Consider the following 22,038-nt stretch of genomic DNA (forward strand, 5'->3'; position numbering starts at 1 on the left):
AGGCCGTGGTCCGGCACGCCATCCTTCAGTTCCGTCCGGAGAAGGCCAGGCTGAGGGAAAACCTGGCCCGCCTGGGGGAGCGCTTAAAGGCCCTGCGCCCCTATGCCCCCGAGGTGGTGGTCCTTCCCGAGGCGGCCTTAACCGGGTACTTCCTGCAGGGGGGGGTGAGGGAGCAGGCCCTTACCCGGTATGAGCTTTTGGAGCTCCTTTCGGGGGTGCATAAGGAGGTGGGCTGGGAGGGGCTTTTGGACGTGGTGGTGGGCTTCTACGAGCGGGACGAGGGGGCCTACTACAACAGCGCCGCCTACCTGGAGCTCCCCCACCGCGTGGTCCACGTGCACCGCAAGGTCTTCCTGCCCACCTACGGGGTCTTTGACGAGGAGCGCTACCTGGCCCGGGGCCGGCGGGTGGAGGCCTTCAACACCCGCTTTGGCCGGGTGGCCATCCTCATCTGCGAGGACTTCTGGCACTCCATCACCGCGGCCATCGCCGCCTTGGACGGGGCGGAGGTCCTTTACGTGCCCGCGGCGAGCCCGGCCCGGGGCTTCGGGGGGGAACGCCCGGAGAACGTGGAGCGCTGGCGCACCCTGAGCCGGGCGGTGGCGGCGGAGCACGGGGTGTACGTGGTGCTCTCCAGCCTGGTGGGGTTTGAGGGGGGGAAGGGGATGAGCGGGGGGAGCCTGGCGGTGGGGCCCGAGGGGCGGATCCTGGCCGAGGCCCCCCTCTTTGAGGAGGCGGCCTTGCTCTTCGGGCTGGACCGGGGTCGGATACCCCCGGTGCGCTACGACAGCCCCCTGCTTTCCGACCTCCAGGCCGCCCTGCCCCTTCTCCTCCCAGATCTGGAAAGGGTTCTTGGAAAGGAGGCGGGATGAGAATCCTTCAGGCCCCCAAAGCCCAGGAAAGCCTGGAGCTCAACTGGCCCCTGGTGGCGGACTTCCTCACCCGCTTCCTCCAGGAGGAGCTTGCCTGGAGGGGTTACGAGAAGGCCATCGTGGCGGTATCTGGGGGGGTGGACTCCGCCACCACCCTGGCCCTGGCGGTGCGGGCCCTGGGGCCTAAAGGGGTGCACGCCCTCTTCCTGCCCCACCGGGAGAGTAGCCCCCTTTCCCGGGAACATGCCCACCTGGTGGCCGAGGCCTTCGGGGTGGAGCTGGAGGAGGTGGACATCACCCCCATGGTGGAGGGCTACGCCGCGCAAACCCCGGACCTCACCCCCCACCGCAAGGGCAACCTCATGGCCCGGGCCCGGATGATGGTCCTCTTTGACAAGTCCCAGGCCTACCAGGCCCTGCCCCTGGGCACGGGCAACAAGACGGAGAGGCTTTTCGGCTACTTCACCTGGCACGGGGACGACACCCCCCCGGTGAACCCCCTGGGGGACCTTTACAAAACCCAGGTCTGGGGCTTGGCCCGCCACCTGGGGGTGCCGGAGGCGGTGGTGGCGAAGGCCCCCACCGCCGACCTCATCCCAGGCCAGACGGACGAGGCCGACCTGGGGGTGCGCTACCTGCGGGCGGACGTGATCCTGGAGCACTACCTGAAGGGCTACCCCGACGCCTACATCGAGAGCCTGGGCTACACCCCTGAGGAGATCGCCCGGGTCAAGGAGCGGGTGAACCGCACCCACTGGAAGCGGGCCTTGCCCACCGTGGCCCTCCTTTCCTCCACCGCCATTGGGGAGTTCTACCTGAGGCCCTTGGACTACCGGCCATGACCGACCAGGAGCTCAAGGCCCATCTGGAAAAGGCCCGGACCATCGCCGTCCTCGGGGCCCACAAGGACCCTTCCCGCCCTGCCCACTACGTGCCCCGATACCTTTGGGAGGAGGGCTACCGCATCCTGCCCGTGAACCCCCGCTTTGCCGGGGAGGAGCTTTTCGGAACCCAGGTGGTGGCGAGCCTGGGGGAGATCGCCGAGCCCGTGGACGTTCTGGACGTCTTCCGCCCCCCGGAGGCCCTCTTGGGCCACCTGGAGGAGGTCCTGGCCCTGCGCCCGGGGGTGGTCTGGCTCCAGTCGGGGATCCGCCACCCCGCCTTTGAGGCGGCCTTGAGGGAGGCGGGCCTCCTGGTGGTGGCGGACCGGTGCCTCATGGTGGAGCACCGCCGGCTCTTCGCCGCCCCCTGATCCCGCTTTTGCCCATGTCCCGCCTGCAGGAGGCCCTCCTTGCCTGGTACCGGGTCCACGCCCGGGCCCTCCCCTGGCGGGGGGAGAAGGACCCCTACCGCATCCTGGTGGCCGAGGTCCTTCTCCAGCAGACCCGGGTGGAGCAGGCCATCCCTTACTACCACCGCTTCCTGGCCCGTTTCCCCAGCCTAAAGGCCCTGCGGGAGGCCCCTTTGGAGGAGGTCTTGAAGGCCTGGCAGGGGGCAGGCTACTACCGCAGGGCGGTGCACCTCCACCGCCTGGCCCAGGAGGTGGAGGCCCTGCCCCCAAGTTACGGCCAACTCCTGAAGCTTCCCGGCCTCGGCCCCTACACCGCGGCGGCGGTGGCCTCCTTGGCCTTTGGGGAACGGGTGGCGGCGGTGGACGGGAACGTGAGGCGGGTCCTCTGCCGGCTTTTCGCCCTGGAGGACCCCTCCCCCAAGGCCCTGCAGGACCTGGCGCAACGCCTTCTCCCCGAGGGGGAGGACCCCGGGGCCTGGAACCAGGCCCTGATGGACCTGGGGGCCACGGTCTGCCTGCCCAGGGTGCCCCGTTGCCCCGCCTGTCCCCTCGAGGCCCACTGCCGGGGCAAGGGGGCGCCGGGGCGCTACCCCAGGCCAAGGAGGCGCAACGTCCGGGAGGAGGTGCTGGCGGCTTTGGTCCTCCTGGGGCGGAAGGGGGTCCATCTGGAGCGGCTTTCCGGGCGCTTCTTTGGGCTTTATGGGGTGCCGCTTTTCCCCTTGGAGGAGCTTTCCCAAAGGGCGGAGGCCCTTGGGGTGAGGCCCCGTCCCGCCGGGGAGGTGCGCCACGCCCTCACCCACCGCCGCCTCAGGGTCCAGGTTTACCTGGCCCCCTGGGATGGGGAAGGGGAGGACCCCAGGGGGAGGCCCCTACCCAAGCTCATGGAGAAGGTGCTCCGCCAGGCGCAGGCCCTCTTGGCTCATGAGGGCATAGTCCCCTTCCCGCACGCAAAGCCCCACGGCGTAGAGCCCCCTTAGCCGCTTGAGGCGGAAGCTGGCCTCCTCCCACTCCTCCGGGTGGAAGGCGTGGTAGCGCACCCGGTAGCCCGGGGTGGCGGGGGTTTCCGGCACCTCCCCTTCCCGTTCCAGGAAGCGGAAGCCCAGGGCCAGGAGGCTCTGGAAGAGGTCGGGGTAGCTGGCCTCGGAAAGCCTCCCCGCCTCCTCCTCCACCTCTCCTATGCGGAGCCTTGCCCCCAGGAAGCTTCCCACCGCCAAGACCACCCGCTCGGCCCGCACCGGGGGGCCTTCCCAGGTGCTCACCCCTTGGACCTGGTCCCCCTCCAGGAGGAGGCCCGTGGCCGTGGCCTGGAAGAGGTGCAGGTTCTTCTCGGCCTCCAAGAGGTACTTGGCCCGGGCGTGGAAGGCCCAAAGCCGGGGATCGTCCGGGTCGTAGGCCTTTTCCAGGAGGCTTCCTTGGGGAAAGGGGGGCTTTGGGGGTAAAAAGGGCATCATCACCGAGTCCAGGTTCTGGGTGAGGAGGCCCACCCGCACCCCCTCCTTGGCCAGCCGGTGGGCGGCCTCGCTTCCCGCGAAGCCCGCCCCCACGATGAGGACCCTGTAGCCGTCCATAACGAAAAAGGGCCCCGAAGGGCCGTTTGGCGGGCCGTGAAGGACTCGAACCTCCAACCCCCGGTTTTGGAGACCGGTGCTCTGCCAATTGAGCTAACGGCCCCCGCCTTGAGGGATTGTAGCACACCCTCGGGAAAAGGCCAAGGGGCGCCCTCCTTGGGTAGAATGTGCCCATGCTCCGCGGCTGGGTCTTGCTGGCCTCGTGTTGGCTTTTACCCTGGGCCTTGGCCCAGGGGGGTTCCGGCCTGCCCCCAGGGGGCCCTTTGGCGGCCCCTGCCCTGGGGCACACCGTGGCCCGGGGGACACCCTCTTCGCCATCGCCCGGCGCTACGGCACCACGGTGGAGGAGCTCATGCGCCTCAATGGCCTGGAGACCTTCCTCATCCAACCGGGGCAGGTGCTTAGGCTTCCCCAAGGACGGGAGGGGATCCACGTGGTGGCCCCCGGGGATACCCTTTTCTCCCTGGCCCGGCGCTACGGCACCACCGTGGAGGAGCTCATGCGCCTCAACGGGCTTTCCACGCCAGGGCTTAAGGTGGGCCAGGTCCTAAGGGTCCCAACCCCCAAGGGGGAGGGCGGGTCCAAGGGCGGGGCCTCCTCCGAGGCCCCGCCTTCGCCCCGGGAGGAGGCCCGTGACCCGGGGCAGCCTCCCGGGGCTTTGGGTGAGGATTACGACCCGGAAAGCCCGCTTCTCAAGGCCGTGCTCCGCTACCTGGGGGTCCCCTACAAGTACGGGGCGAACTCCTCCCTCTCCCTGGACTGCTCCGCCTTCGTGGCCCAGGTGTATGCGGAGCTGGGGGTGGCCCTGCCCCGCACCAGCCGGGAGCAGTACCAGGCCCTGCCCCCGGCGGACGCGCTCCGCCCGGGAGACCTGGTCTTCTTCAGCTTCGGGGGCCGGGAGGTGGATCACGTGGGGATCTACCTGGGCCGGGGGGTCTTCGCCCACGCCTCGAGCTACGGGAGCCGGGTGGTGATCGAGAGCCTCGAGGCCCCCTTCTACCAGAAGGCCTACCGGGGGGCCCGGCGGGTGGTGCGGGAGGCGGGGAAACGAACCCACGGGGGGCCTTAGGGCCAGTCCTTCATCTCCCCCCGGGCCTTCTTGAGGGCGGCGAGGAGGGCCTCCCCTGGCCTCCCCTCACCCCGGAAGGCCTCGCTTTCCCGCTCCAACCAAACCTCCCCTTCCCGGAAGAGCACCCCCCGGGCCTCCTTCAGGGCCTCTTCCAGGAGGGCCCCCAGGGAGTAGGCGGGGGCCCCCACCGGCAGGTCGGGGTCAAAGCCCTGGCGGGCGAGGGCTTGCCCGTAGGCCGGCTCCCGCGCCTCCATGGTCCCCCCTTGGGCGAAGTAGCGCGATAGCACCCTCCCCCAGTCCCCCACCCGGCTGTAGGGGGCCATGGCCTGGAAGGCGGCCTCGAGGTCCTCGGGCCCGTAAGGGCGGTAGCGGTTCTCGTGCACCACCAGGCCTCGGGGAAGCCGGGGCCTGGGGGGCCCGCCTCGTCCGGTACCCCCACCGCCAGCCCCACCACAGGGAAGACCCCAGGGGGGAGGCCCAGGAGGTCCAAAAGGGCTTCCGGCTGGTTCAGCACCCCGCCGATGAAGCAGGCCCCGTAGCCCAGGGCCTCGGCGGTGAGGGCCAGGTAGCCCGCGGCAAGCCCGGCGTCCAGGATGGCGAAGTGGAGGGCCGTCTTGGGCCAAGAGGCCATCCTCTTCCCCCGGTGGGCCAGGAGGCGTTCCAGGCGGTGGACGTCCGCCAGGAAGACGAAGAACTCCGCCGCCTGCCGGACGTGTTCCTGCTCCCCCGAAAGCCTGGCCACCTCCGCCCGCAGGCGGGGGTCGGTGATGCGGAGGGCGCTGTAGAGCTGGGCGCTGGCGTCGGTGGGGGCCCGTTGCAGGGCGAAGAGGAGCCTTTCCAGATCCCTTTCCGGGATGGGCTCGGGCTTGAAGTGCCGCACGCTCCGGCGCTGGGCGAGCACGTGCAAGAGGGCTTCGCCAAGGGCGGTTCCTTCCACGCCCCCCACTATAGCCCGAGCCAGGCCAGATAGGCCCTAAAGAGGGCCTCCCCGAAGAAGAAGGCCACCGCCCCGCCCAGGGCCAGGTAGGGGCCGAAGGGGATCTTGCGCTGGCGGAGGAGAAGGCCCAGGAGGGCCCCGGCGAAGACCCCGAGGAAGAGCCCCAAGAAGGCGTAAAGCCCAAGCCAAGCCCCCAGGGCCCCCAGGAGCTTCACGTCCCCGTAGCCCATGGCCACGGGCTCCTCCTCCTCCCCTTCCGGGGTGGGCCGGAAGGCCCAGTAGAGCCCCCCGCCAGGGCCAGCCCCCCGGCGGAGAGGAGGGCCCCTTTCAGGGTGCCCAGGAAGTCCAAGCCCAGGGCGGGGGAGAGCAGGAGGGCCAGGGGCAAAAGGGGGAGGGTGAGCCGGTCGGGGAGGACCACGGGGCGTCCCACGCGAGCGGAAAGCCCCCAGGTGAGGAAGGCCAAGGCCATCCCCACCCCTGGGCCCAGGAGGGCCCCGAAGAGGGCCGCCATGTGGACCTGGTGGGGGCCCACGGGCACCTCCGCCCTCCCCTCCCGGAAGCGCCTCAGGAAAAGCCCCCCGTACCCGGCGATGAGCGCCAGGGCCCCGGCGGCCAGCAGAGCCCCGTCCAGGGCCTCGGGGAAGGGAAGGGGGAAGCCGAGGACAAGGGCAGAGAGGAGACCCAGGAAGAGGAGGCCGTAGGTGAGGGGGTCGGGAAGCTCGTAGGTGTCCAGGTCGATGAAGGAGAGGGCCACCAAAAAGCCCAGGAAGGCGAAGACCAGGAGGGCCTCAGGGGAAGGGGGGTAGCGGAGGCTTGCCAGCAGAAAAAGCCCCCCGGTGAGGGCCTCCACCAGGGGGTAGCGCCCGCGGATGGGGCTATGGCAATAGCGGCACTTTCCCCTAAGGGCCAGGTAGGAGAGGACGGGCACCAGGTCGGCCGGGCCCAAGGGGTGGCCGCAATGGGGGCAACGGGAGGGGGGGTAGACCACGGACTCCCCCCTGGGCACGCGGTGGATGACCACGTTCAGGAAGGAGCCCACCAGGAGGCCTAAGACCAGGGCGAAAAGGGGCCACATGGGGCCATTTTATGGGAGGAAGGCTTTCACGGTCTTTTCGCGGGGTAGGAGTATGATCCCCCCGTGACGCCGGAAACCGCTTATCAGCACCTTTTGGAGTTCCAGAGGGAAACGGCTTACCTGGCCTCTTTGGGCGCTTTGGCCGCCTGGGACCAGCGCACCATGATCCCCAAGAAGGGGCACGAGCACCGGGCGAGGCAGATGGCGGCCCTGGCCCGGCTTCTCCACCAGCGGGCCACCGACCCCAGGATCGGGGAGTGGCTTTCCGCGGTGGAGGGCTCCCACCTGGTGCAAGACCCCCTCTCCGACGCCGCGGTGAACGTGCGGGAGTGGCGGCAGGCCTACGAGCGGGCCAGGGCGATTCCCGAGCGGCTCATGGTGGAGCTGGCCCAGGCGCAAAGCGAGGCGGAAAGCTACTGGGAAGAGGCCCGGCCCAAGGACGACTGGCGGGGCTTCCTGCCCTACCTGAAGCGCATCTTTGCCCTTACCCGGGAGAAGGCGGAGATCCTCTACGCCCTCCCCGTGGCCCCGGGGGACCCGCCTTATGGGGAGCTCTACGACGCCCTCCTGGACGGGTACGAGCCGGGGATGCGTTCAGCGGAGCTCCTGCCCCTCTTCCAGGAGCTGAGGCAGGGGCTTCAGGGGCTTTTGGACCGCATCCTGGGAAGCGGAAGGCGGCCCGACACCGCCCTTCTCCACCGCCCCTACCCCAAGGAGGCCCAGAGGGCCTTTGCCCTGGAGCTCCTTGCCGCTTGCGGCTACGACCTCGAGGCGGGCCGCCTGGACCCCACCGCCCACCCCTTTGAGATCTCCATCGGCCCCGGGGACGTGCGCATCACCACCCGGTACTTTGAGAACTTCTTCAACGCCGGCATCTTCGGCACCCTGCACGAGATGGGCCATGCCCTCTACGAGCAGGGCCTGCCCAAGGAGCACTGGGGCACGCCCCGGGGGGAGGCGGTCTCCCTGGGGGTGCACGAGTCGCAAAGCCGCACCTGGGAGAACCGGGTGGGCCGTTCCCTGGGCTTTTGGGAGCGCTTCTTCCCCCGGGCCCAGGAGCACTTCCCAAGCCTCCGCGACGTGTCCTTGGTGGACTTCCACCGGGCGGTGAACGCGGTGGAGCCCTCCCTCATCCGGGTGGAGGCGGATGAGGTCACCTACAACCTCCACATCCTGGTGCGCCTGGAGCTGGAGCTCGCCCTCTTCCGCGGGGAGCTTGCCCCGGAGGACCTCCCGGGGGCCTGGGCGGAGCGGTACCGGGCCTACCTGGGGGTGGCCCCCAAGGACTACAAGGACGGGGTGATGCAGGACGTGCACTGGTCCGGGGGGCTTTTCGGCTACTTCCCCACCTACACCCTGGGGAACCTCTACGCCGCCCAGTTCTTCGCCAAGGCCCAGGAGGAGCTTGGGGACCTCGAGGGCCTCTTCCGCCGGGGGGAGTTCGCGCCCTTTTTGGACTGGAGCCGGAGGAAGATCCACGCCGAGGGGAGCCGCTTCCGCCCCAAGGCCCTGGTGGAGCGGGTAACCGGCGCCTCCCCCAGCGCCCGGCCCTTTTTGGCCTACCTGGAGGAGAAGTACCGGGCCCTTTACGGCCTCTGAGGGGGCAGGAGGGGCAGGAGGGCCAGGAAGAGGAGGAGGCTCGCCGCCCAAAGCGCCCCCTCCCCTCGCCCCGCCATCTCCGCAAAGAACCCGGCCACGGTGGGCCCCACCGCCTGCCCCAGGGCGAAGGCCGCCGTGGAAAGCCCCATGGCCCGGGGCCAGGCGGAAGGGGGGAGGAGGGCGCGGAAGGCCTGGGTGAGGGCGGTGATCACCCCCAGGAAGGAGAGGCCGAAGAGGAGGGCGCTGAGGGCGGGAAGGCCTTGGGCCAGGGGTGGGAGGCTTCCCAGGAAGAGCACCAGGAGCACGTGGAGAAGCCCCCTCTTCCCCCCCACCCGCTCCACCCAGGGCCCCCAGACGGGGCCGGTGAGAAGGGCTCCCAGGCCCAGGAGGCTGAAGAGGACCAGGGAGTCCCCCACCACCGCCGCCACGAAGGTCATGTAGCCGATGTACCCTGCCCCGTAAAGGCCGTAGGCCAGGAGTAGGGGAAGGATGGGCCCCAGGCCCCCCTCGCCCCGGACGGGGGCTGGGGGTTCCTTCAGAAGAGGCCAGGCGAGGAGGGCGGGCAGGCTTAGCAGGAGGCTGTACAGGCCGAGCCTGGCCCAGGCCCCCGTGGGCTCGGCGGCTCCCCATAGGAGCCAGGGGGCCAGGAGAAGCCCCAGGCCCACGCCCCCGTAGTAGATCCCCAGGGATCGCCCGGAACTGCCCAGGGCCATGAGGAGGGCCGCCCCGCCCACAAAAACCAGGGCGCCCAGAAAACCCTGGAGAAACCGCAGGCTGAAGACCAAGGGGAGGTTTTCCATCCCCGTGAGGGCCAGGAGGAATCCCTGCAGGAGGAGGGCCAGAAAGAACCCTTTCCGGTAGCCCATCCGGCCTAGGAGGCGGTGGCTGAAAAAGGCCCCCACCAGGTAGCCCAGGGTGTTGGCGCTTCCCAGGATCCCCGCTTGGGCGTAGGAAAGCCCCCAGGCGCTTTGCATGAGGGGCAGGACCAGGGCGTAGGCGAACCGCCCCAGCCCCAGGGCCAAGGCGGGCCCTAAGGCCAGGAGGAGGAGCCTAGTAGCCATGGAGAAGCCCGCGCCGCTTGGCGAGGCGCACCGCGCGGTGGAAGAGGAATAGCCCCATCCCGAGGTAGGCGAGGCCGTTTAGGAAGCCGAAGAAGAGGGTGAGAGGGTCAAGGGGAGCCCCTTCCGCCAGCATCTTGCGGGCCAACGCTGCTCCCGGCGCCAGGGGCAGAAGGCGGAAGAGCCCTTCTCCAGGGGCCTGTAGGAGGAAGAGGAGGAGGAACTGGGAAAGGCCCAGGAGCTGGCCGATCCTTTTGTAAAGAAGGGCCAGGCTGCCCATGGCGAAGCCCAGGCCATAACCTCCCAGGAGGACGGCCAGGAAGGGGAGGAGGACCAGAGGGGTGAAGGAGAGCCGGGCACCGGTGAGGACCATCAGGACCAGAGCGATGAGGAAGACCAAAAGTCCCTGGGTAAAGAGGCCCGCCAGGTCCCGGACCAGATAGAGACGCGCCGGCCCGTAGGGGGTGAGAAAGACCTGTTCCAGGGTTCCCGTCTGGGCTTCCTCCATAAGGCCGTAGGAGAGACCGTTGTAGGCAGCAAGGGTGAAGGTCCAAAGCAGGTAGCCCACCAGCACGGCCTCGAGCCTCCCCCCGAACTCCACCCCGGGCCCCGCCAGGAAGCGGGCGCCCAGGAAGAGGAGGTAGAAGATCAGGCTAAGGGTGACCACCGCCCCCAGGAGCTCCATAGGGTAGCGGCGGAGCGCCAGAAGGCTCCTCCAGATTTCCACCAGCAAGAGGTCAAGCACGGTCCACCACCTTTAGGAAAACCTCCAGGAGGTCGGCTTCCGCCTTGGCCACCTTCTTGAGGGGCAGGGGCTTCAAGGCCTCCAGCACCTCCCAGAGTCCTTCCCCGCTTCCCCTCACCAGGAAGGGACCCTCGCCTTCCACCCCCAGGGTGCGGAGCCGGGCCAGGACCCCAGGGGGTGGTGGGGTTTCCAGCTCCAGGAGGTAGTGCTCCCCAGCGAAGCGGGCGAGGAGGGCTTCCTTGCTTTCCTCCAGCACCACCTCCCCCCGGTGGATGATGGCCACCCGGTCGGCCAGGGCTTCGGCCACCTCCATCTGGTGGGTGGTGAGGAGGATGGCCTTGCCCCCCCTGGCCAGAGCGCGGATTTTGTCCTGCATCAGCAAGGCGGTTTCCACGTCCAGGCCCAGGGTGGGCTCGTCCAGAAGGAGCACCTCAGGGTCGTGGATCAGGGCTTGCAGGAGGGCCAGTTTCTGCTGCATCCCCCGGGAGAGGTGGCGGACCTCCGTGTGGGCTTTTTCCAGGAGCGCATACTCCTCCAGGAGTTCCAAGGCCCGCTTCCTGGCGGCAACAGGGCGGAGGCCCCGGGCCACCCCGAAGTAGACCAGGTTTTCCAGGGGAGTAAGCCGCCAGTAGGTGTTGCGGTTGCCCTCCAAGACCGCCCCCAGGTGCTTCAAGGCCGCAGGCTCCCGAAAGGGATCTTTTCCCAAAAGGCGCACCTCTCCTCGGTCGGGGAGGAGGAGGCCCGAAAGCATCTTCACCGTGGTGCTCTTACCCGCACCGTTTTTACCCAAGAAGGCCAGGATTTCCCCAGGGCGTAGGGAGAGGTGGACGTTTTTTACCGCCTCGAGGGTCCCGAAGCGCTTGTGCAGGCCCTGGGCCTCCAGGAAGGGGCGCGCCACCTTAGCCTCCCTTCTGGGTCCAACGGTTCTGGTCCCGTCCCCGGTACTTGGCCATGGCCTTGCGGAAGGCCGTTTCCAGATCTATGCCCTCCCGGTTGGCCAAGGAGATGAGGACGAAGAGGAGGTCGGCGAGCTCCTCCGCCAGGTCCCCTTCTGCCTCCCCCGGCTTGGGCTTCTTCCCGTGGCGGTGGGCCAGCACCCGGGCCACCTCCCCAAGCTCCTCCGCCAGGCGGGCCAGCATGAGGAGGGGGGGGAAGTACCCCTCCTGGAACTGGCCGATCCAGGCATCCACCTCCTTCTGGGCTTCCTTGAAGGTGAGGGGCGTCTCCATGGCTCCTCCTTAGGAGAGGGCTTCTAGGAAAACCCCGCGGGCTTCCTCCGCAAACCCTGTGGAAAGGGTTGCCCAAAACTCCAGGTCGGGCGCGTGGTCCATGGGAAAAGCTTACAATGCCCCCATGAAGGCCTTGGCCCTCATCGCTCACGATGCCAAGAAGGGGGAGATGGTGGCCTTCTGCCAACGGCACCGGGCCCTCCTTGCCCGCTTCCCCCTCCTGGCCACGGGCACCACGGGGGAGCGCATCGCCGAGGCCACGGGGCTTCCCGTGGAGCGGGTGCTCTCGGGGCCTTTGGGGGGGGACCAGCAGATCGGGGCCCGGGTGGCGGAGGGCAGGGTGCTGGCGGTCCTCTTCTTCCAAGACCCCCTCACCCCCAAGCCCCACGAGCCCGACATCCAGGCCCTCATGCGGGTTTGCAACGTGCACGGGGTGCCCTTGGCCAGCAACCCCCAGGCGGCGGAGGCCCTGGTCCCCTGGCTCCAGGCCCAGGTGGGCTAAAGGTTCCTTCGGTAGGCCAGGGCCTCGGCCATGTGGTTTTCGTTCACCTCCTCCGAGCCCTGGAGATCGGCGATGGTGCGGGCCACCCGGAGGAGGCGGTCGTAGCTTCGGGCGGAAAGGAGCATCCGCTTGGCCGCGGCCTGCAGGAGGGCTTCCGCACCCGGGGCCAGGCGCACGTGCTCCCTCAGGGCCTTTCCCGCCAGTTCCCCGTTGGGCCTTCCCTGGCGGGAGAGCATCCGTTCCCGGGCCCTTAGGACCCGTTCCCGCACCGCCTCGGTGCTCTCCCCTTCGGGGGCGCGGGCCAACTCGGCCGGGGTTAAGCGGGGCACCTCCACCACCAGGTCAAACCGGTCCAAAAGAGGCCCGGAGATCTTCCCCGCGTAGCGCTGCCGGCTAGCAGGGGTGCAGGTGCAGGCCCTTTCGGGATCCCCGTACCAGCCGCAGGGGCAGGGGTTCATGGCCGCCACCAGGAGGAAGCGGGCGGGGAAGGTGAGGCTGGCCTTGGCCCGGGAGACGGTGACCACCCCGTCCTCCAGGGGCTGGCGGAGGGCTTCCAGGGCGTCCCGGGAGAACTCGGGGAACTCGTCCAGGAAAAGCACCCCCCGGTGGGCCAAGGAGACCTCCCCGGGCTTGGGGATGGCCCCGCCCCCGATGAGCCCGGCGTAGCTCACCGTGTGGTGGGGGGCGCGGAAAGGGGGGGTGCGCACCAGGCCCCTAAGGATTTGCCCGGCGGCGGAGTGGATGCGGCTCACCTCGAGGGCGGCCTCCTGGGAAAGGGGAGGGAGCAAAAAGGGGAGGCGCCTGGCCAGCATGGTCTTCCCCGAGCCGGGGCTTCCCACCATGAGGAGGTGGTGGTAGCCGGCGGCGGCGATCTCCAGGGCGCGCTTGGCCTTGGCCTGGCCCTTCACGTCCCGGAGGTCCAGGGCCTCCAAGGCGGCCACGGGGTCCTCGGGTGTCGCCCTCTTGGGCTCCTCTTCCCCCTTGAGGTAGGCCACCGCCTGCCGGAGGCTTTCCGCCCCCCAGACCTCCACCCCCTCCACCAAGGCGGCCTCCTTGGCGCTTTCCAGGGGAAGGAGGAGCTTTTTCCCCTCGGCCAGGGCCCCCAAGGCCAGGTTCACCGCCCCGGGCACCGGGCGTAGGCTCCCGTCCAGGCCCAGCTCCCCGGCCACCGCCAGCCCCGAAAGGCCCTCCAGGGGCACCACCCCCTGGGCGGCCAGGAGGCCCAGGGCGATGGGCAGGTCAAAGTGGCTTCCTTCCTTACGGAGTTCCGCCGGGGCCAGGTTCACCACCACCCGGGCCTGGGGGTAGGGGAAGCCCGAGTTCTTGAGGGCGGCCCTTACCCTTTCCCGGCTTTCCTCCACCGCCTTGTCCGGCAACCCCACCAGGGCGTAGCTGGGAAGCCCAGGGCTGACATCCACCTCCACGGTGACGGGAACCGCGTCCAGACCGAAGAGGGTGTAGCTTCTAACCTGGGCTAGCATGGAAGGAGTTTATCACAGGGTTGTCAGTTTTGCGGGGGGGTACCGTTTGGTATACAGGGGGCCGGAGGCCCTATCATAGGGCCATGTCTGGCCATGGGGCTTTGGGGTCGTATGACAAAGCTAAGGCGGCTTTGGCGGAACGCCAGGAGCTTTTGAAACGCTTGGGAGGCTTACCCCTGGCCTTGCTTCAGGTGGCCAACGAGGAGTGGCTGTACATGCTTCAGGAGGACACCCGTCACTCCCTGGCGATAGAAGGTTACTTCGCCACCGAAGGGGAGCTGGAGGCGGTGGTTCAGGGCCGGAGGGGTTCCCTGGAGGTGCTCAACTACTTCCGTACCGCCCAGTACACTTACGGCCTTGCCTTCCAGTACCACAAGGAGGGCCAGCTTCACCTAGACCTTCCTCTTATCAACAACATTCACGCCATGCTCTTCCAGGGCACCGCACAGGATCGCCACAGGGGCCAGCCCGCCGACGGGATCATACGGCAGATCGCTGGGGCACGGGTGCAACCGCCTTTGGAGGCCACAGATTACCTGCGGGCCTTTGTGAAGCTGGTGCCCAGATTGCTGCGGGAACGGGAAGTCCTGGAAGCCTTGGCTAAGGCTCATGTCCTTTTTGAGGCCATCCACCCCTACCGCGACGGCAACGGCCGGGTGGGGCGCATTCTCCTCAACTACTTGGCCCTTCTCCAAGGCCTTCCTCCTTTGGCCATTAAGGGCCTTACCCAAAAGGAACGGGAGCGCTACTATGCTGCCCTCCAGGAGGCAGATCGGGGTTTCCACCGCGGTTTCCCGCCTCCGGAGCCGGAGCACCTTTTGCAGGCCCTGGACCAGGGAGATTTTCGGCCCCTGGCCTTCTTGTTGGCAGAGACCCTACTGCCCCGGCTTGACAACCTGGTGGCCTTGGCCCTGATGCGCTTTGATAACCTGAAGCCTTTGGAGGAAGTAGCTCGGGATCTGGGCGTGAGCCGGGTTCTGGTCTACCAGTGGGTGAGCCGGGGGCGGTTGGTGGTCTACCGCCCTCGAGGTGGCAGACACCTCTTGTCCCACCCTTGGCTCTTTTTGGGGACGCGGAAACACCCTAAGCTTCTCCCGCCCGTCCTGCCGCCCGAGCGTCCCGATTGGGAAGGGAAAATCCGGGACCTCCAGCAAAGCCTATGGGCCCCTAGGGGTTAAGAGGGGCAGGTAAAGGAAAAGGGCCAGGAGAAGGAGCCCCAGAAGCCCCCCAAAGGCCCACCCGTACCCCAAGCCCCCACCAACACCCCTACCCCCCACTGCAGGAGGAAGGTCCCCCCGATGGCGAAGAGGTTCACCAGGGTGGTGCCCCGGCCCACCAGGTAAGGGGGCACCAGCTCCCGGGCCTGGGTGAGGGTGAGGATATTGAAGGCCCCAAAAAGGCCCATCAGGAAGTAGGCGGGCACCAGGGCCTTGAGGAGCAGGAGGACCAGGCCCAGGGCGAAGAGGAGGGCGGCGAAGACCAAGACCCTGGCGGTGCCCAAGCGGTCCGCCAGGTAGCCCGAGACCAGGAAGCCCAAGACCGCCGTTCCCGAGTAGAGGAGAAGGAGGTTGCCCACCCCTACCGCGGGAAGGCCCAGGCTATAGGCGTAGGTCCCAGCCCAAAGGGTCTGCAGGGCCAGGAAGCTCCCGCCGAAGGCCAGGCCCAAAAAGGCCACCCGCAGGAGGGGGAGGTTCTTGAGGACCGCCTCGAGGCCCCCGCCCCGCCCCCTTGGGCCAGGGCACCCCCGGGGGCGCATTCCGCACCCCCAGGTAGAGGAGGAGGGCCACCAGGACCACCGCCCCCGCGCCCAGGAGGAAGACCCCCCGCCAGCCCAGGATCTCCTTCAAGAGGGCCAGGGGCGTGGCCGCCAGAAGCCCCCCCGTGGCCCCAGGCCCACCAGCAGGGTGGACACCGTGGCGTAGCTCTTCGGGAACCAAAGGCTAAAGGCCTTCAGGGCCCCCATGAGGGCCGCAGCCATCCCCACGCCGATCAGGGCCCGGCCCAGGGCCAGGAGGGGGAAGTTTGGCGCCAAGGCGAACACCACGCTCCCCAGGGCCGCCACCAGCAGGAGGGCCGGGGTGATGCGCCGGGGGCCGTAGCGGTCCAGGAGGCTTCCCAGGGGAAGTTGCACCGCGGCGAAGGCCAGGTAGAAGAGGCTGGTCATGAACCCGAGCTCCGCCGGGCCCAGGCCCAGGTCCTGGGAGAGGTCCTTGGAGAGCACCGCATTGGCCGAGCGGTAGAAGTAGGAGAGGAAATAGCCCAGCGTGAACAGGAAAAACACGCGCGCCGCCATATCACCTCCGGTTGAGGGCCACCCCCACGAGGATCAGGGTGCCGCCCAGAAGGGCCCAAGGGCTTACGGGTTGCCCCGCCAGGGGCCAGGCGAAAAAGGCCCCTGCCACCGGCTCCAACATGGCCACCAGGGTGGCCGTGCGGGCGGGCACTGTGCGCACGCCCAGCAGGAAAAGCCCAAAGGGCACCACCGTGCCGAAGACCACCAGGTACGCCACCGCTCCCCATTGGCCCGGGCTCAGGGCCATGGCCTGGGGTAGGTGAAGAAGGAGGACCGGCAGGGAGAGGAGGCTTCCCACCCCCGTGGCCACCCCCAGGCTCACCAGAGGCGGGGTCTTGAGCCCGTGGGAAAGGGCGGCGTAGAGGGCGAAGGACACCGCGGACAGGAGGCCGTAGGCCACCCCCAAAGGCCCCCCACCAGCCCTCCGGGCCCCACCACCAAGGCGTAGGCCCCCAAAAGGGCCAGGGCCACCCCCCACAGGGCCCTTGCGGGTAGCCTCTCCCTCCGCAGCAGGGCGTAAAGGGTGAGGAGGGCCGGGGCCAGGTACTGGAGGAAGATCCCCGTGGCCACGGTGGTGGCGTGGATGGCCAGGTAGTAAAAGGCCTGGGCCCCGGATAGGGCAAGGCCCACCAGGAGGAGGCGGGGCCTTTCCTCGGGCCTCAAGGGGAAGCGCAGGGTGAGGGGGAGGAGGAGGCCGAAGCTCAGGAGGAAGCGCAAGGGGATGAGGACCGAGGGGGGGATCTCCCCCATGAACCGGCCCGCCAGGGCACCCCCTAAGCCCCAAAGCAGGGCGGCCAGGGCCACATAGGTCATCGCCTACCCCCCACCACCGCAAGCCCCACCCCCAGGAGGAGGACCAAGGCCCCCAGGAGGACCTGGACCCCGGGGAGCTCCCCGAAGAGGAGGAAGGCCAGGAGGCTTGCCCCCACCGGTTCAAAGAGGATGGCCAGGGTGACCAGCACCGGGGGGATATGCCGGGTGGCCCAGTTGAAGCTGGTGTGGCCCAAAAGCTGGGGCAGCAGGGCCATGAGGAGGATGTAGCCGTAGACCTCCAGGGGATAGCCCCCGTAGCCTCCGCCAAAGAGGTAGGGAAGGGGCAGGAGCACCATTGCGGCGGCGGTGTAGGCGATCCGCACGTACTCCAGGATGGAGAGGCCCCGCCTCTGGGCTTCCCGTCCCAGGAGGAAGTAAAGGGAGGCGGCCACCGCTCCCAAAAGGGCCAGGGCGTCTCCCAGAAGGGGCTGGCTCCCTGAGCCTCCCTGCGCATCCCCTAGGCCGATCAAGAGCCCTCCCAGCAGGGCCACCCCCACCCCCAGGAGGGTGAGGGGGGAGGGGGCCTCCCGGAAGAAAAGCCAGCCGAAGAGGGTGACCCAAACCGGGTTGGTGGTGACCAGGGCGGTGCTGGCCGCCACGGAGGTGTAGGAGAGGGAGGTGATCCAGAAGGCGAAGTGGAGGGCCAAAAACGCCCCGGCGGCCAGGGCGTAGGGAACCCCGGCCCGGCTTTGGGGAAGGGTGCGCCAGCCTGGGGCCAGGAGGAGGGCGGCCAGGCCCATCCTCCCGGCACTCATCACCAGGCTGAAGGCGAGGCTCTTGTCGCCGGAGACCGCGAGGGCCAGGCGCACCAGGATGGAGCCAAAGCTGATGGCCAGGATGCCCAGGAGGAGCACGGCGGCGATCTGGAGGCCGGAGGGCCGCATGGGGGCATTCTTTCATAAGTTCCAGGCCTCTGACCAGTAGGTCAGCGCTTCCCCATGGGGCAAATGCCCATACCGGGGTTGGTATACTGGCGCGGAAGGAGGTCCTATGGTGACCATCGCGGTTCCTAAGGAAAGGGCCCCAGGGGAAAGAAGGGTGGCCCTGGTGCCCGAGGTGGTGGCCCGCCTGGTCAAGCAGGGGGCGCGGGTGCGGGTGGAAAAGGGTGCCGGTGAGGGCGCCTACTACCCGGATGCCGCCTACCTCGAGGCGGGGGCAGAGGCGGTGGAGCGAGGGGAGCTCCTAAAGGGCGCCCACCTTCTCTTCACCGTCCAGCCGCCGCCGGAAGACCTGATCGGGGCCCTGGAGCCTGGGGCCATCGTGGTGGGTTTTGTCCAGGCCCACAAGAACCTGGACCTGGTGAAGGCCCTGGCCGCCAAAAAGGCCACGGTGATCGCCATGGAGCTCATCCCCCGCATCACCCGGGCCCAGAGCATGGACGCCCTCTCCAGCCAGGCCACGGTGGCGGGGTATCTGGCGGCCCTGCACGCCGCCAGGCTTTCCCCCCGCTTCTTCCCCATGCTCACCACCGCCGCGGGCACCATCCGTCCCGCCAAGGTGATGGTCATGGGGGTGGGGGTGGCGGGCCTCATGGCCATCGCCACCGCCAAGCGCCTGGGGGCCCAGGTCTTCGCCTACGACGTGCGCAAGGCGGCGGTGGAGCAGGCCCTCTCCCTGGGGGCCAAGCCCATTGAGCTCCCCATCAGCGCGGAAGGGGAAGGCGGTTACGCCCGCGAGCTCACCGAGGAGGAGAAGCGCATCCAGCACGAGGCCCTCAGGGAGCACGTGGCGGGTATGGACGCCATCATCACCACCGCCCAGGTGCCGGGTCGCCGGGCCCCCATCCTCCTCACGGAGGACATGGTGGAGCGGCTGAAGCCGGGCACCGTGGTGGTGGACCTGGCCGCGGAGTCGGGGGGCAACTGCGTCCTCACCCGGCCGGGGGAGGTGGTGGAGGTGAAGGGGGTGCGGATCTTTGGCCCCTTGAACCTTCCCAGCGAGCTGGCCGTGCACGCCTCGGAGATGTACGCCAAAAACCTTCTGAACCTTTCCAGCCTCCTCTTGGAAAAGGGCGAGTTCGCCCCCAAGTGGGAGGATGAGATCATCCAGGGGGCGCTTCTCATGAAGGAAGGCGAGATCCTGCACGGGCCCACCAAGGCCCTCGTGGGAGGTGCGTGATGGAGTTTGGCTTCTGGTCTGCCCTTTACATCTTCGTGCTCACCGCCTTTTTGGGGTACGAGCTCATCACCCGGGTGCCCGTGATCCTGCACACGCCCCTGATGTCGGGGTCCAACTTCATCCACGGGGTGGTGGTGGTGGGGGCCATGGTGGTCCTGGGGCACGCGGAAACCGGCCTGGAGAAGCTCATCGGCTTCCTGGGGGTGATCCTGGGCGCGGCCAACGCCGCCGGGGGGTATGCGGTCACGGTGCGCATGCTGGAGATGTTTGAGAAAAAGCCGGGCAAAGGGGGTGGTCAGTAATGGACCTCATCCAGGCAGCCTACTTCGTGGTGGCCATCCTCTTCATCGTGGGTTTGAAGCGCATGGCCCACCCCACCACCGCCAAAAGCGGCATCGTGTGGGCGGGGTGGGGCATGGTGCTGGCGGTTTTGGCCACCTTCTTCTGGCCGGGGATGGGCAACTTCGCCCTCATGCTCCTGGCCCTGTTGGTGGGTTCGGCGGTGGCCTGGTGGGCAGCGGTCAAGGTGGCCATGACCGACATGCCCCAGATGGTGGCCATCTACAACGGCATGGGCGGCGGCGCCGCCGCCACCATCGCCGCGGTGGAGCTCCTGAAGGGAGCCTTTGAGAACCCGGGCCTGATGGCCCTGGCCATCCTGGGTGGGCTTATCGGCAGCGTGGCCTTCACGGGAAGCCTCATCGCCTTTGCCAAGCTCCAGGGCATCATGAAAAGCCGCCCCATCCTCTTCCCCGGGCAGAAGGGGGTGAACGCCCTGGTCCTCCTGGTCACGGTGCTCTTGGGCTTCTCCCTCCTCTGGAACGACCCCACCCTGAGCATCGTCCTCTTCTTCCTCCTGGCCCTCCTATTCGGCGTCCTCATGACCCTGCCCATCGGCGGTGGGGACATGCCGGTGGCCATCAGCTTTTACAACGCCTTCACCGGCATGGCCGTGGGCTTTGAGGGCTTCGCCGTGGGGAACCCCGCCCTGATGGTGGCGGGCACCCTGGTGGGGGCGGCGGGTACCCTCCTCACGGTGCTCATGGCCAAGGCCATGAACCGCTCGGTGTGGAGTGTCCTCATGGGGGGCTTCGGCGTGGAGCAGGAGGCAGGGGAGGTCAAGGGCTCCTTGAAGCCCATCGACGTGGAGGACGCCGCCGTCATGCTGGCCTATGCGGGCAAGGTGGTCTTCGTGCCCGGCTACGGCATGGCCCTCTCCCAGGCCCAGCACAAGGTGAAGGAGCTGGCGGACCTCCTGGAGAACAAGGGGGTGGAGGTGAAGTTCGCCATCCACCCGGTGGCGGGGCGGATGCCGGGGCACATGAACGTGCTCCTGGCCGAGGCCGGGGTGGACTACGACAAGCTGAAGGACCTCGAGGAGATCAACCCCGAGTTCCCCACCGTGGACGTGGCGGTGGTCATCGGGGCCAACGACGTGGTGAACCCCGCCGCCCGCCGCCAGGGGAGTCCCCTTTACGGCATGCCCATCCTGGACGTGGACAAGGCCAAGAACGTGATCGTCATCAAGCGGGGCCAGGGCAAGGGCTTCGCCGGGGTGGAGAACGAGCTCTTCTACGCCGACAACACCCGCATGCTCTACGGGGACGCCCAGAACGTCCTCACCCAGCTCACCCAGGCCCTGAAGAAGCTCTAGGTACCCTGGGCCGCCACGGGGTTGAACCCCGCCCTTCGCCCGCCTACTGGGCCCCCCCCGTGCGCCAGCCCTTAGCTGGCCCAAGCCTTGGACCCGGGGGTATCCCTGGGTCCTCGCTTCTTGACGGCTTGCTACGCCCCTGCTATAGTGCCTAGTGCGGTCGGTCCGCGGTAGCTCAGCTGGTAGAGCGGCCGGCTGTTAACCGGTTGGTCGCAGGTTCGAGTCCTGCCCGCGGAGCCAGATGGGGGCCTTAGGGCCCCCTGGGTCTTTTTTTGGGGGGGAAGAGAGGGTATAATGCATCCTCGTGCGGCCTGCCGGGCCCGGAAAGGAGGTGTGGATGCGCAAGTACGAGGTGAACATCATCCTGAGCCCCAACCTGGACCAGACCCAGCTCGCCCTGGAGAAGGAGGTCATCGGTAAGGCCCTCGAGGCCCATGGGGCCCGGGTGGAGAAGGTGGAGGAGTGGGGGGTGCGCCGCCTGGCCTACCCCATCGCCAAGGACACCCAGGGCTACTTCCTCTGGTACCAGGTGGAGATGCCTGAAGACCGGGTGAACGACCTGGCCCGGGAGCTCCGCCTGCGCGACAACGTGCGCCGGGTCATGGTGGTGAAAACCCAGGAGCCCCTCCTCACCAAGGCGTAGACTGTTCTCATGGCACGAGGCCTGAACCGCGTTTTCCTCATCGGTACCCTTACCGCCCGCCCGGACATGCGCTATACCCCGGGGGGGATGGCCATTCTGGACCTGAGCCTGGCGGGCCAGGATACCCTTCTGGATGCCTCCGGCCAGGAGCGGGAGGTGGCCTGGTACCACCGGGTCCGCCTGTTGGGCCGGCAGGCGGAGATGTGGGGGGATATTCTGGAAAGGGGCCAGCTGGTCTTTGTGGAGGGCCGGCTGGAGTACCGGCAGTGGGAGCGGGAAGGGGAGAGGCGGAGCGAGATCCAGATCCGGGCGGACTTCATCGACCCCTTGGAGGGGCGGGGCCGCGAGACCCTGGAGGACGCCCGGGGCCAGCCCAGGCTCCGCCACGCCCTCAACCAGGTGATCCTCATGGGTAACCTCACCCGCGATCCCGATCTGCGCTACACCCCCCAGGGGACGGCGGTGGTCAGGCTGGGCCTGGCGGTGAACGAGCGCCGCCCGGGCCAGGGGCCGGATGGGGAGAAGACCCACTTCGTGGAGGTTCAGGCCTGGCGCGACCTGGCCGAGTGGGCCTCCGAGCTTAGGCGGGGTGAGGGGCTTTTGGTGATCGGCCGTTTGGTGAACGACTCCTGGACGAGCTCCACCGGGGAGAGGCGCTTCCAGACCCGTGTGGAAGCCCTCAGGTTGGAGCGACCCACCCGTGGGCCTGAAAGGACCGGCGGAAGCAGGCCCCAAGAGCCAGGGCGCTCTGTCCAGACGGGTGGGGTGGACATTGACGAAGGACTGGAAGACTTCCCGCCGGAGGAGGATTTGCCGTTTTGAGCACGAAGAACGCTAAACCCAAGAAGGAGACGCCGAAGCGTCCTTCCAGGAAGGCCAAGGTGAAGGCCAGCCTGGGGGAGTTTGACCTTAGGGACTACCGCAACGTGGAGGTGCTGAAGCGGTTCCTGTCGGAGACGGGGAAGATCCTTCCCCGCCGCCGCACGGGGCTTTCCGCCAAGGAGCAAAGGATCCTCGCCCGCACCATCAAGCGGGCCAGGATTCTGGGGCTTCTTCCCTTCACGGAGAAGCTGGTGCGCAAGTAGGGGGTG

At 68.3% G+C, this 22,038-nt stretch carries 21 protein-coding genes, 2 tRNA genes and 4 pseudogenes; 15 read left to right on the top strand and 12 right to left on the bottom strand.

Annotation, left to right across the window (positions count from 1 at the left end; translation table 11 throughout):
- Positions 1-5: 5 nt before the first annotated feature.
- Genes BS74_RS01300 through BS74_RS01315 form a run of 4 tightly spaced genes read left to right on the top strand, consistent with a single transcriptional unit; the run spans position 6 to position 3,140 of the window.
- A complete protein-coding gene (locus tag BS74_RS01300; protein WP_038055339.1) occupies positions 6-872 on the top strand; it encodes a nitrilase-related carbon-nitrogen hydrolase in 867 nt (288 codons plus the stop codon).
- On the top strand, positions 869-1,714 hold the full coding sequence (locus tag BS74_RS01305; RefSeq protein WP_038055345.1) for an NAD+ synthase: 846 nt from the start codon (positions 869-871) through the stop codon (positions 1,712-1,714). The genes BS74_RS01300 and BS74_RS01305 overlap by 4 nt, the downstream gene beginning before the upstream one ends.
- A complete protein-coding gene (locus tag BS74_RS01310; RefSeq protein ID WP_038055347.1) occupies positions 1,711-2,124 on the top strand; it encodes a CoA-binding protein in 414 nt (137 codons plus the stop codon). The genes BS74_RS01305 and BS74_RS01310 overlap by 4 nt, the downstream gene beginning before the upstream one ends.
- A gap of 14 nt (positions 2,125-2,138) precedes the next feature.
- Positions 2,139-3,140 carry an A/G-specific adenine glycosylase gene (locus BS74_RS01315; protein ID WP_038055349.1) on the top strand — a complete coding sequence of 334 codons (1,002 nt, stop codon included), beginning with the start codon at positions 2,139-2,141 and terminating at the stop codon, positions 3,138-3,140.
- On the opposite strand, the gene BS74_RS11585 is transcribed toward BS74_RS01315, so the two are convergent.
- A complete protein-coding gene (locus tag BS74_RS11585; RefSeq protein WP_081914541.1) occupies positions 3,033-3,731 on the bottom strand; it encodes an FAD-dependent oxidoreductase in 699 nt (232 codons plus the stop codon). The two genes, BS74_RS01315 and BS74_RS11585, sit on opposite strands and share 108 nt — an antisense overlap.
- Positions 3,732-3,758: 27 nt before the next feature.
- Positions 3,759-3,834 (bottom strand) — tRNA-Trp (locus BS74_RS01325).
- A gap of 249 nt (positions 3,835-4,083) precedes the next feature.
- Between BS74_RS01325 and BS74_RS01330 the strand changes: the two genes are divergently transcribed.
- Positions 4,084-4,800 (top strand): C40 family peptidase, encoded by a 717-nt coding sequence (locus BS74_RS01330; RefSeq protein ID WP_425427253.1) that lies wholly within the window; start codon positions 4,084-4,086, stop codon positions 4,798-4,800.
- Here the strand turns inward: BS74_RS01330 and BS74_RS01335 are convergent.
- Together BS74_RS01335 and BS74_RS01340 are read right to left on the bottom strand one after the other, a co-directional pair.
- Positions 4,797-5,737, bottom strand: a pseudogene (locus BS74_RS01335) (nitroreductase family protein). The gene BS74_RS01330 and the pseudogene BS74_RS01335 overlap by 4 nt on opposite strands.
- Positions 5,738-5,745: 8 nt before the next feature.
- Positions 5,746-6,812 (bottom strand): annotated as a pseudogene (locus tag BS74_RS01340) (prepilin peptidase).
- A gap of 63 nt (positions 6,813-6,875) precedes the next feature.
- Between BS74_RS01340 and BS74_RS01345 the strand changes: the two are divergent.
- Positions 6,876-8,411, top strand: coding sequence for a carboxypeptidase M32 (locus BS74_RS01345; RefSeq protein WP_038055352.1), 1,536 nt, complete (start codon positions 6,876-6,878; stop codon positions 8,409-8,411).
- Here the strand turns inward: BS74_RS01345 and BS74_RS01350 are convergent.
- From BS74_RS01350 to BS74_RS01365, 4 genes are read right to left on the bottom strand one after another with little or no spacing between them, the layout of a single operon-like run.
- A complete protein-coding gene (locus BS74_RS01350; protein ID WP_038055354.1) occupies positions 8,399-9,472 on the bottom strand; it encodes a YbfB/YjiJ family MFS transporter in 1,074 nt (357 codons plus the stop codon). The genes BS74_RS01345 and BS74_RS01350 overlap by 13 nt on opposite strands.
- Complete coding sequence (locus BS74_RS01355; protein ID WP_038055355.1) at positions 9,462-10,214, bottom strand: hypothetical protein; 753 nt, start codon at positions 10,212-10,214, stop codon at positions 9,462-9,464. Before BS74_RS01355 ends, BS74_RS01350 begins: the two co-directional genes overlap by 11 nt.
- Complete coding sequence (locus tag BS74_RS01360) at positions 10,207-11,112, bottom strand: ABC transporter ATP-binding protein (protein WP_038055357.1); 906 nt, start codon at positions 11,110-11,112, stop codon at positions 10,207-10,209. The genes BS74_RS01355 and BS74_RS01360 overlap by 8 nt, the downstream gene beginning before the upstream one ends.
- A 1-nt stretch (position 11,113) precedes the next feature.
- Positions 11,114-11,443 (bottom strand): nucleotide pyrophosphohydrolase, encoded by a 330-nt coding sequence (locus BS74_RS01365; RefSeq protein ID WP_038055359.1) that lies wholly within the window; start codon positions 11,441-11,443, stop codon positions 11,114-11,116.
- 124 nt (positions 11,444-11,567) lie between these two features.
- Between BS74_RS01365 and BS74_RS01370 the strand changes: the two genes are divergently transcribed.
- Complete coding sequence (locus tag BS74_RS01370; RefSeq protein ID WP_038058727.1) at positions 11,568-11,945, top strand: methylglyoxal synthase; 378 nt, start codon at positions 11,568-11,570, stop codon at positions 11,943-11,945.
- Here BS74_RS01370 and BS74_RS01375 read toward each other — a convergent pair.
- Positions 11,942-13,426, bottom strand: coding sequence for a YifB family Mg chelatase-like AAA ATPase (locus tag BS74_RS01375; RefSeq protein WP_038055361.1), 1,485 nt, complete (start codon positions 13,424-13,426; stop codon positions 11,942-11,944). The genes BS74_RS01370 and BS74_RS01375 overlap by 4 nt on opposite strands.
- Positions 13,427-13,509: 83 nt before the next feature.
- Here BS74_RS01375 and BS74_RS01380 point away from each other — a divergent pair, with 83 nt between their 5' ends.
- Positions 13,510-14,604, top strand: coding sequence for a Fic family protein (locus BS74_RS01380; protein WP_038055363.1), 1,095 nt, complete (start codon positions 13,510-13,512; stop codon positions 14,602-14,604).
- Here BS74_RS01380 and BS74_RS01385 read toward each other — a convergent pair.
- From BS74_RS01385 to BS74_RS01395, 3 genes and pseudogenes are all read right to left on the bottom strand, one after another.
- Positions 14,584-15,719: pseudogene (locus BS74_RS01385) on the bottom strand (MFS transporter). The gene BS74_RS01380 and the pseudogene BS74_RS01385 sit on opposite strands and share 21 nt — an antisense overlap.
- Position 15,720: 1 nt before the next feature.
- Positions 15,721-16,532 (bottom strand): annotated as a pseudogene (locus BS74_RS01390) (EamA family transporter).
- Entirely contained in the window at positions 16,529-17,416 is an 888-nt protein-coding gene (locus BS74_RS01395; RefSeq protein ID WP_038055366.1) for a DMT family transporter, read from the bottom strand. The pseudogene BS74_RS01390 and the gene BS74_RS01395 overlap by 4 nt, the downstream one beginning before the upstream one ends.
- Before the next feature lie 106 nt (positions 17,417-17,522).
- Here BS74_RS01395 and BS74_RS01400 point away from each other — a divergent pair, with 106 nt between their 5' ends.
- The 7 genes from BS74_RS01400 to rpsR all read left to right on the top strand — a co-directional run bounded on the left by BS74_RS01400 (position 17,523) and on the right by rpsR (position 22,032).
- Positions 17,523-18,650, top strand: coding sequence for an NAD(P) transhydrogenase subunit alpha (locus tag BS74_RS01400; protein ID WP_038055368.1), 1,128 nt, complete (start codon positions 17,523-17,525; stop codon positions 18,648-18,650).
- A complete protein-coding gene (locus BS74_RS01405; protein ID WP_008630585.1) occupies positions 18,650-18,952 on the top strand; it encodes a proton-translocating transhydrogenase family protein in 303 nt (100 codons plus the stop codon). Before BS74_RS01400 ends, BS74_RS01405 begins: the two co-directional genes overlap by 1 nt.
- On the top strand, positions 18,952-20,304 hold the full coding sequence (locus BS74_RS01410; RefSeq protein WP_038055371.1) for an NAD(P)(+) transhydrogenase (Re/Si-specific) subunit beta: 1,353 nt from the start codon (positions 18,952-18,954) through the stop codon (positions 20,302-20,304). Before BS74_RS01405 ends, BS74_RS01410 begins: the two co-directional genes overlap by 1 nt.
- Positions 20,305-20,468: 164 nt before the next feature.
- Positions 20,469-20,544: transfer RNA gene (locus BS74_RS01415), tRNA-Asn, on the top strand.
- Positions 20,545-20,641: 97 nt separating this feature from the next.
- Entirely contained in the window at positions 20,642-20,947 is a 306-nt protein-coding gene (rpsF, locus tag BS74_RS01420; protein ID WP_038055373.1) for a 30S ribosomal protein S6, read from the top strand.
- A gap of 9 nt (positions 20,948-20,956) precedes the next feature.
- A complete protein-coding gene (locus BS74_RS01425) occupies positions 20,957-21,769 on the top strand; it encodes a single-stranded DNA-binding protein (RefSeq protein WP_038055375.1) in 813 nt (270 codons plus the stop codon).
- Entirely contained in the window at positions 21,766-22,032 is a 267-nt protein-coding gene (gene rpsR / locus BS74_RS01430; protein WP_038055378.1) for a 30S ribosomal protein S18, read from the top strand. Before BS74_RS01425 ends, rpsR begins: the two co-directional genes overlap by 4 nt.
- Positions 22,033-22,038 lie beyond the last annotated feature (6 nt).

This window comes from Thermus amyloliquefaciens, from assembly GCF_000744885.1.
GTDB lineage: Bacteria > Deinococcota > Deinococci > Deinococcales > Thermaceae > Thermus > Thermus amyloliquefaciens.

Coding starts and splice junctions, on each gene's coding strand:
- BS74_RS01350 (WP_038055354.1), bottom strand. CDS start 9,472: ATGGCTACTAGGCTCCTCCTCCTGGCCTTAGGGCCCGCCTTGGCCCTG.
- BS74_RS01365 (WP_038055359.1), bottom strand. CDS start 11,443: ATGGAGACGCCCCTCACCTTCAAGGAAGCCCAGAAGGAGGTGGATGCC.
- BS74_RS01305 (WP_038055345.1), top strand. CDS start 869: ATGAGAATCCTTCAGGCCCCCAAAGCCCAGGAAAGCCTGGAGCTCAAC.
- BS74_RS11585 (WP_081914541.1), bottom strand. CDS start 3,731: ATGGACGGCTACAGGGTCCTCATCGTGGGGGCGGGCTTCGCGGGAAGC.
- BS74_RS01395 (WP_038055366.1), bottom strand. CDS start 17,416: ATGCGGCCCTCCGGCCTCCAGATCGCCGCCGTGCTCCTCCTGGGCATC.
- BS74_RS01310 (WP_038055347.1), top strand. CDS start 1,711: ATGACCGACCAGGAGCTCAAGGCCCATCTGGAAAAGGCCCGGACCATC.
- BS74_RS01410 (WP_038055371.1), top strand. CDS start 18,952: ATGGACCTCATCCAGGCAGCCTACTTCGTGGTGGCCATCCTCTTCATC.
- BS74_RS01315 (WP_038055349.1), top strand. CDS start 2,139: ATGTCCCGCCTGCAGGAGGCCCTCCTTGCCTGGTACCGGGTCCACGCC.
- BS74_RS01400 (WP_038055368.1), top strand. CDS start 17,523: ATGGTGACCATCGCGGTTCCTAAGGAAAGGGCCCCAGGGGAAAGAAGG.
- BS74_RS01370 (WP_038058727.1), top strand. CDS start 11,568: ATGAAGGCCTTGGCCCTCATCGCTCACGATGCCAAGAAGGGGGAGATG.
- BS74_RS01405 (WP_008630585.1), top strand. CDS start 18,650: ATGGAGTTTGGCTTCTGGTCTGCCCTTTACATCTTCGTGCTCACCGCC.
- BS74_RS01425 (WP_038055375.1), top strand. CDS start 20,957: ATGGCACGAGGCCTGAACCGCGTTTTCCTCATCGGTACCCTTACCGCC.
- rpsF (WP_038055373.1), top strand. CDS start 20,642: ATGCGCAAGTACGAGGTGAACATCATCCTGAGCCCCAACCTGGACCAG.
- BS74_RS01380 (WP_038055363.1), top strand. CDS start 13,510: ATGTCTGGCCATGGGGCTTTGGGGTCGTATGACAAAGCTAAGGCGGCT.
- BS74_RS01330 (WP_425427253.1), top strand. CDS start 4,084: ATGCGCCTCAATGGCCTGGAGACCTTCCTCATCCAACCGGGGCAGGTG.
- BS74_RS01375 (WP_038055361.1), bottom strand. CDS start 13,426: ATGCTAGCCCAGGTTAGAAGCTACACCCTCTTCGGTCTGGACGCGGTT.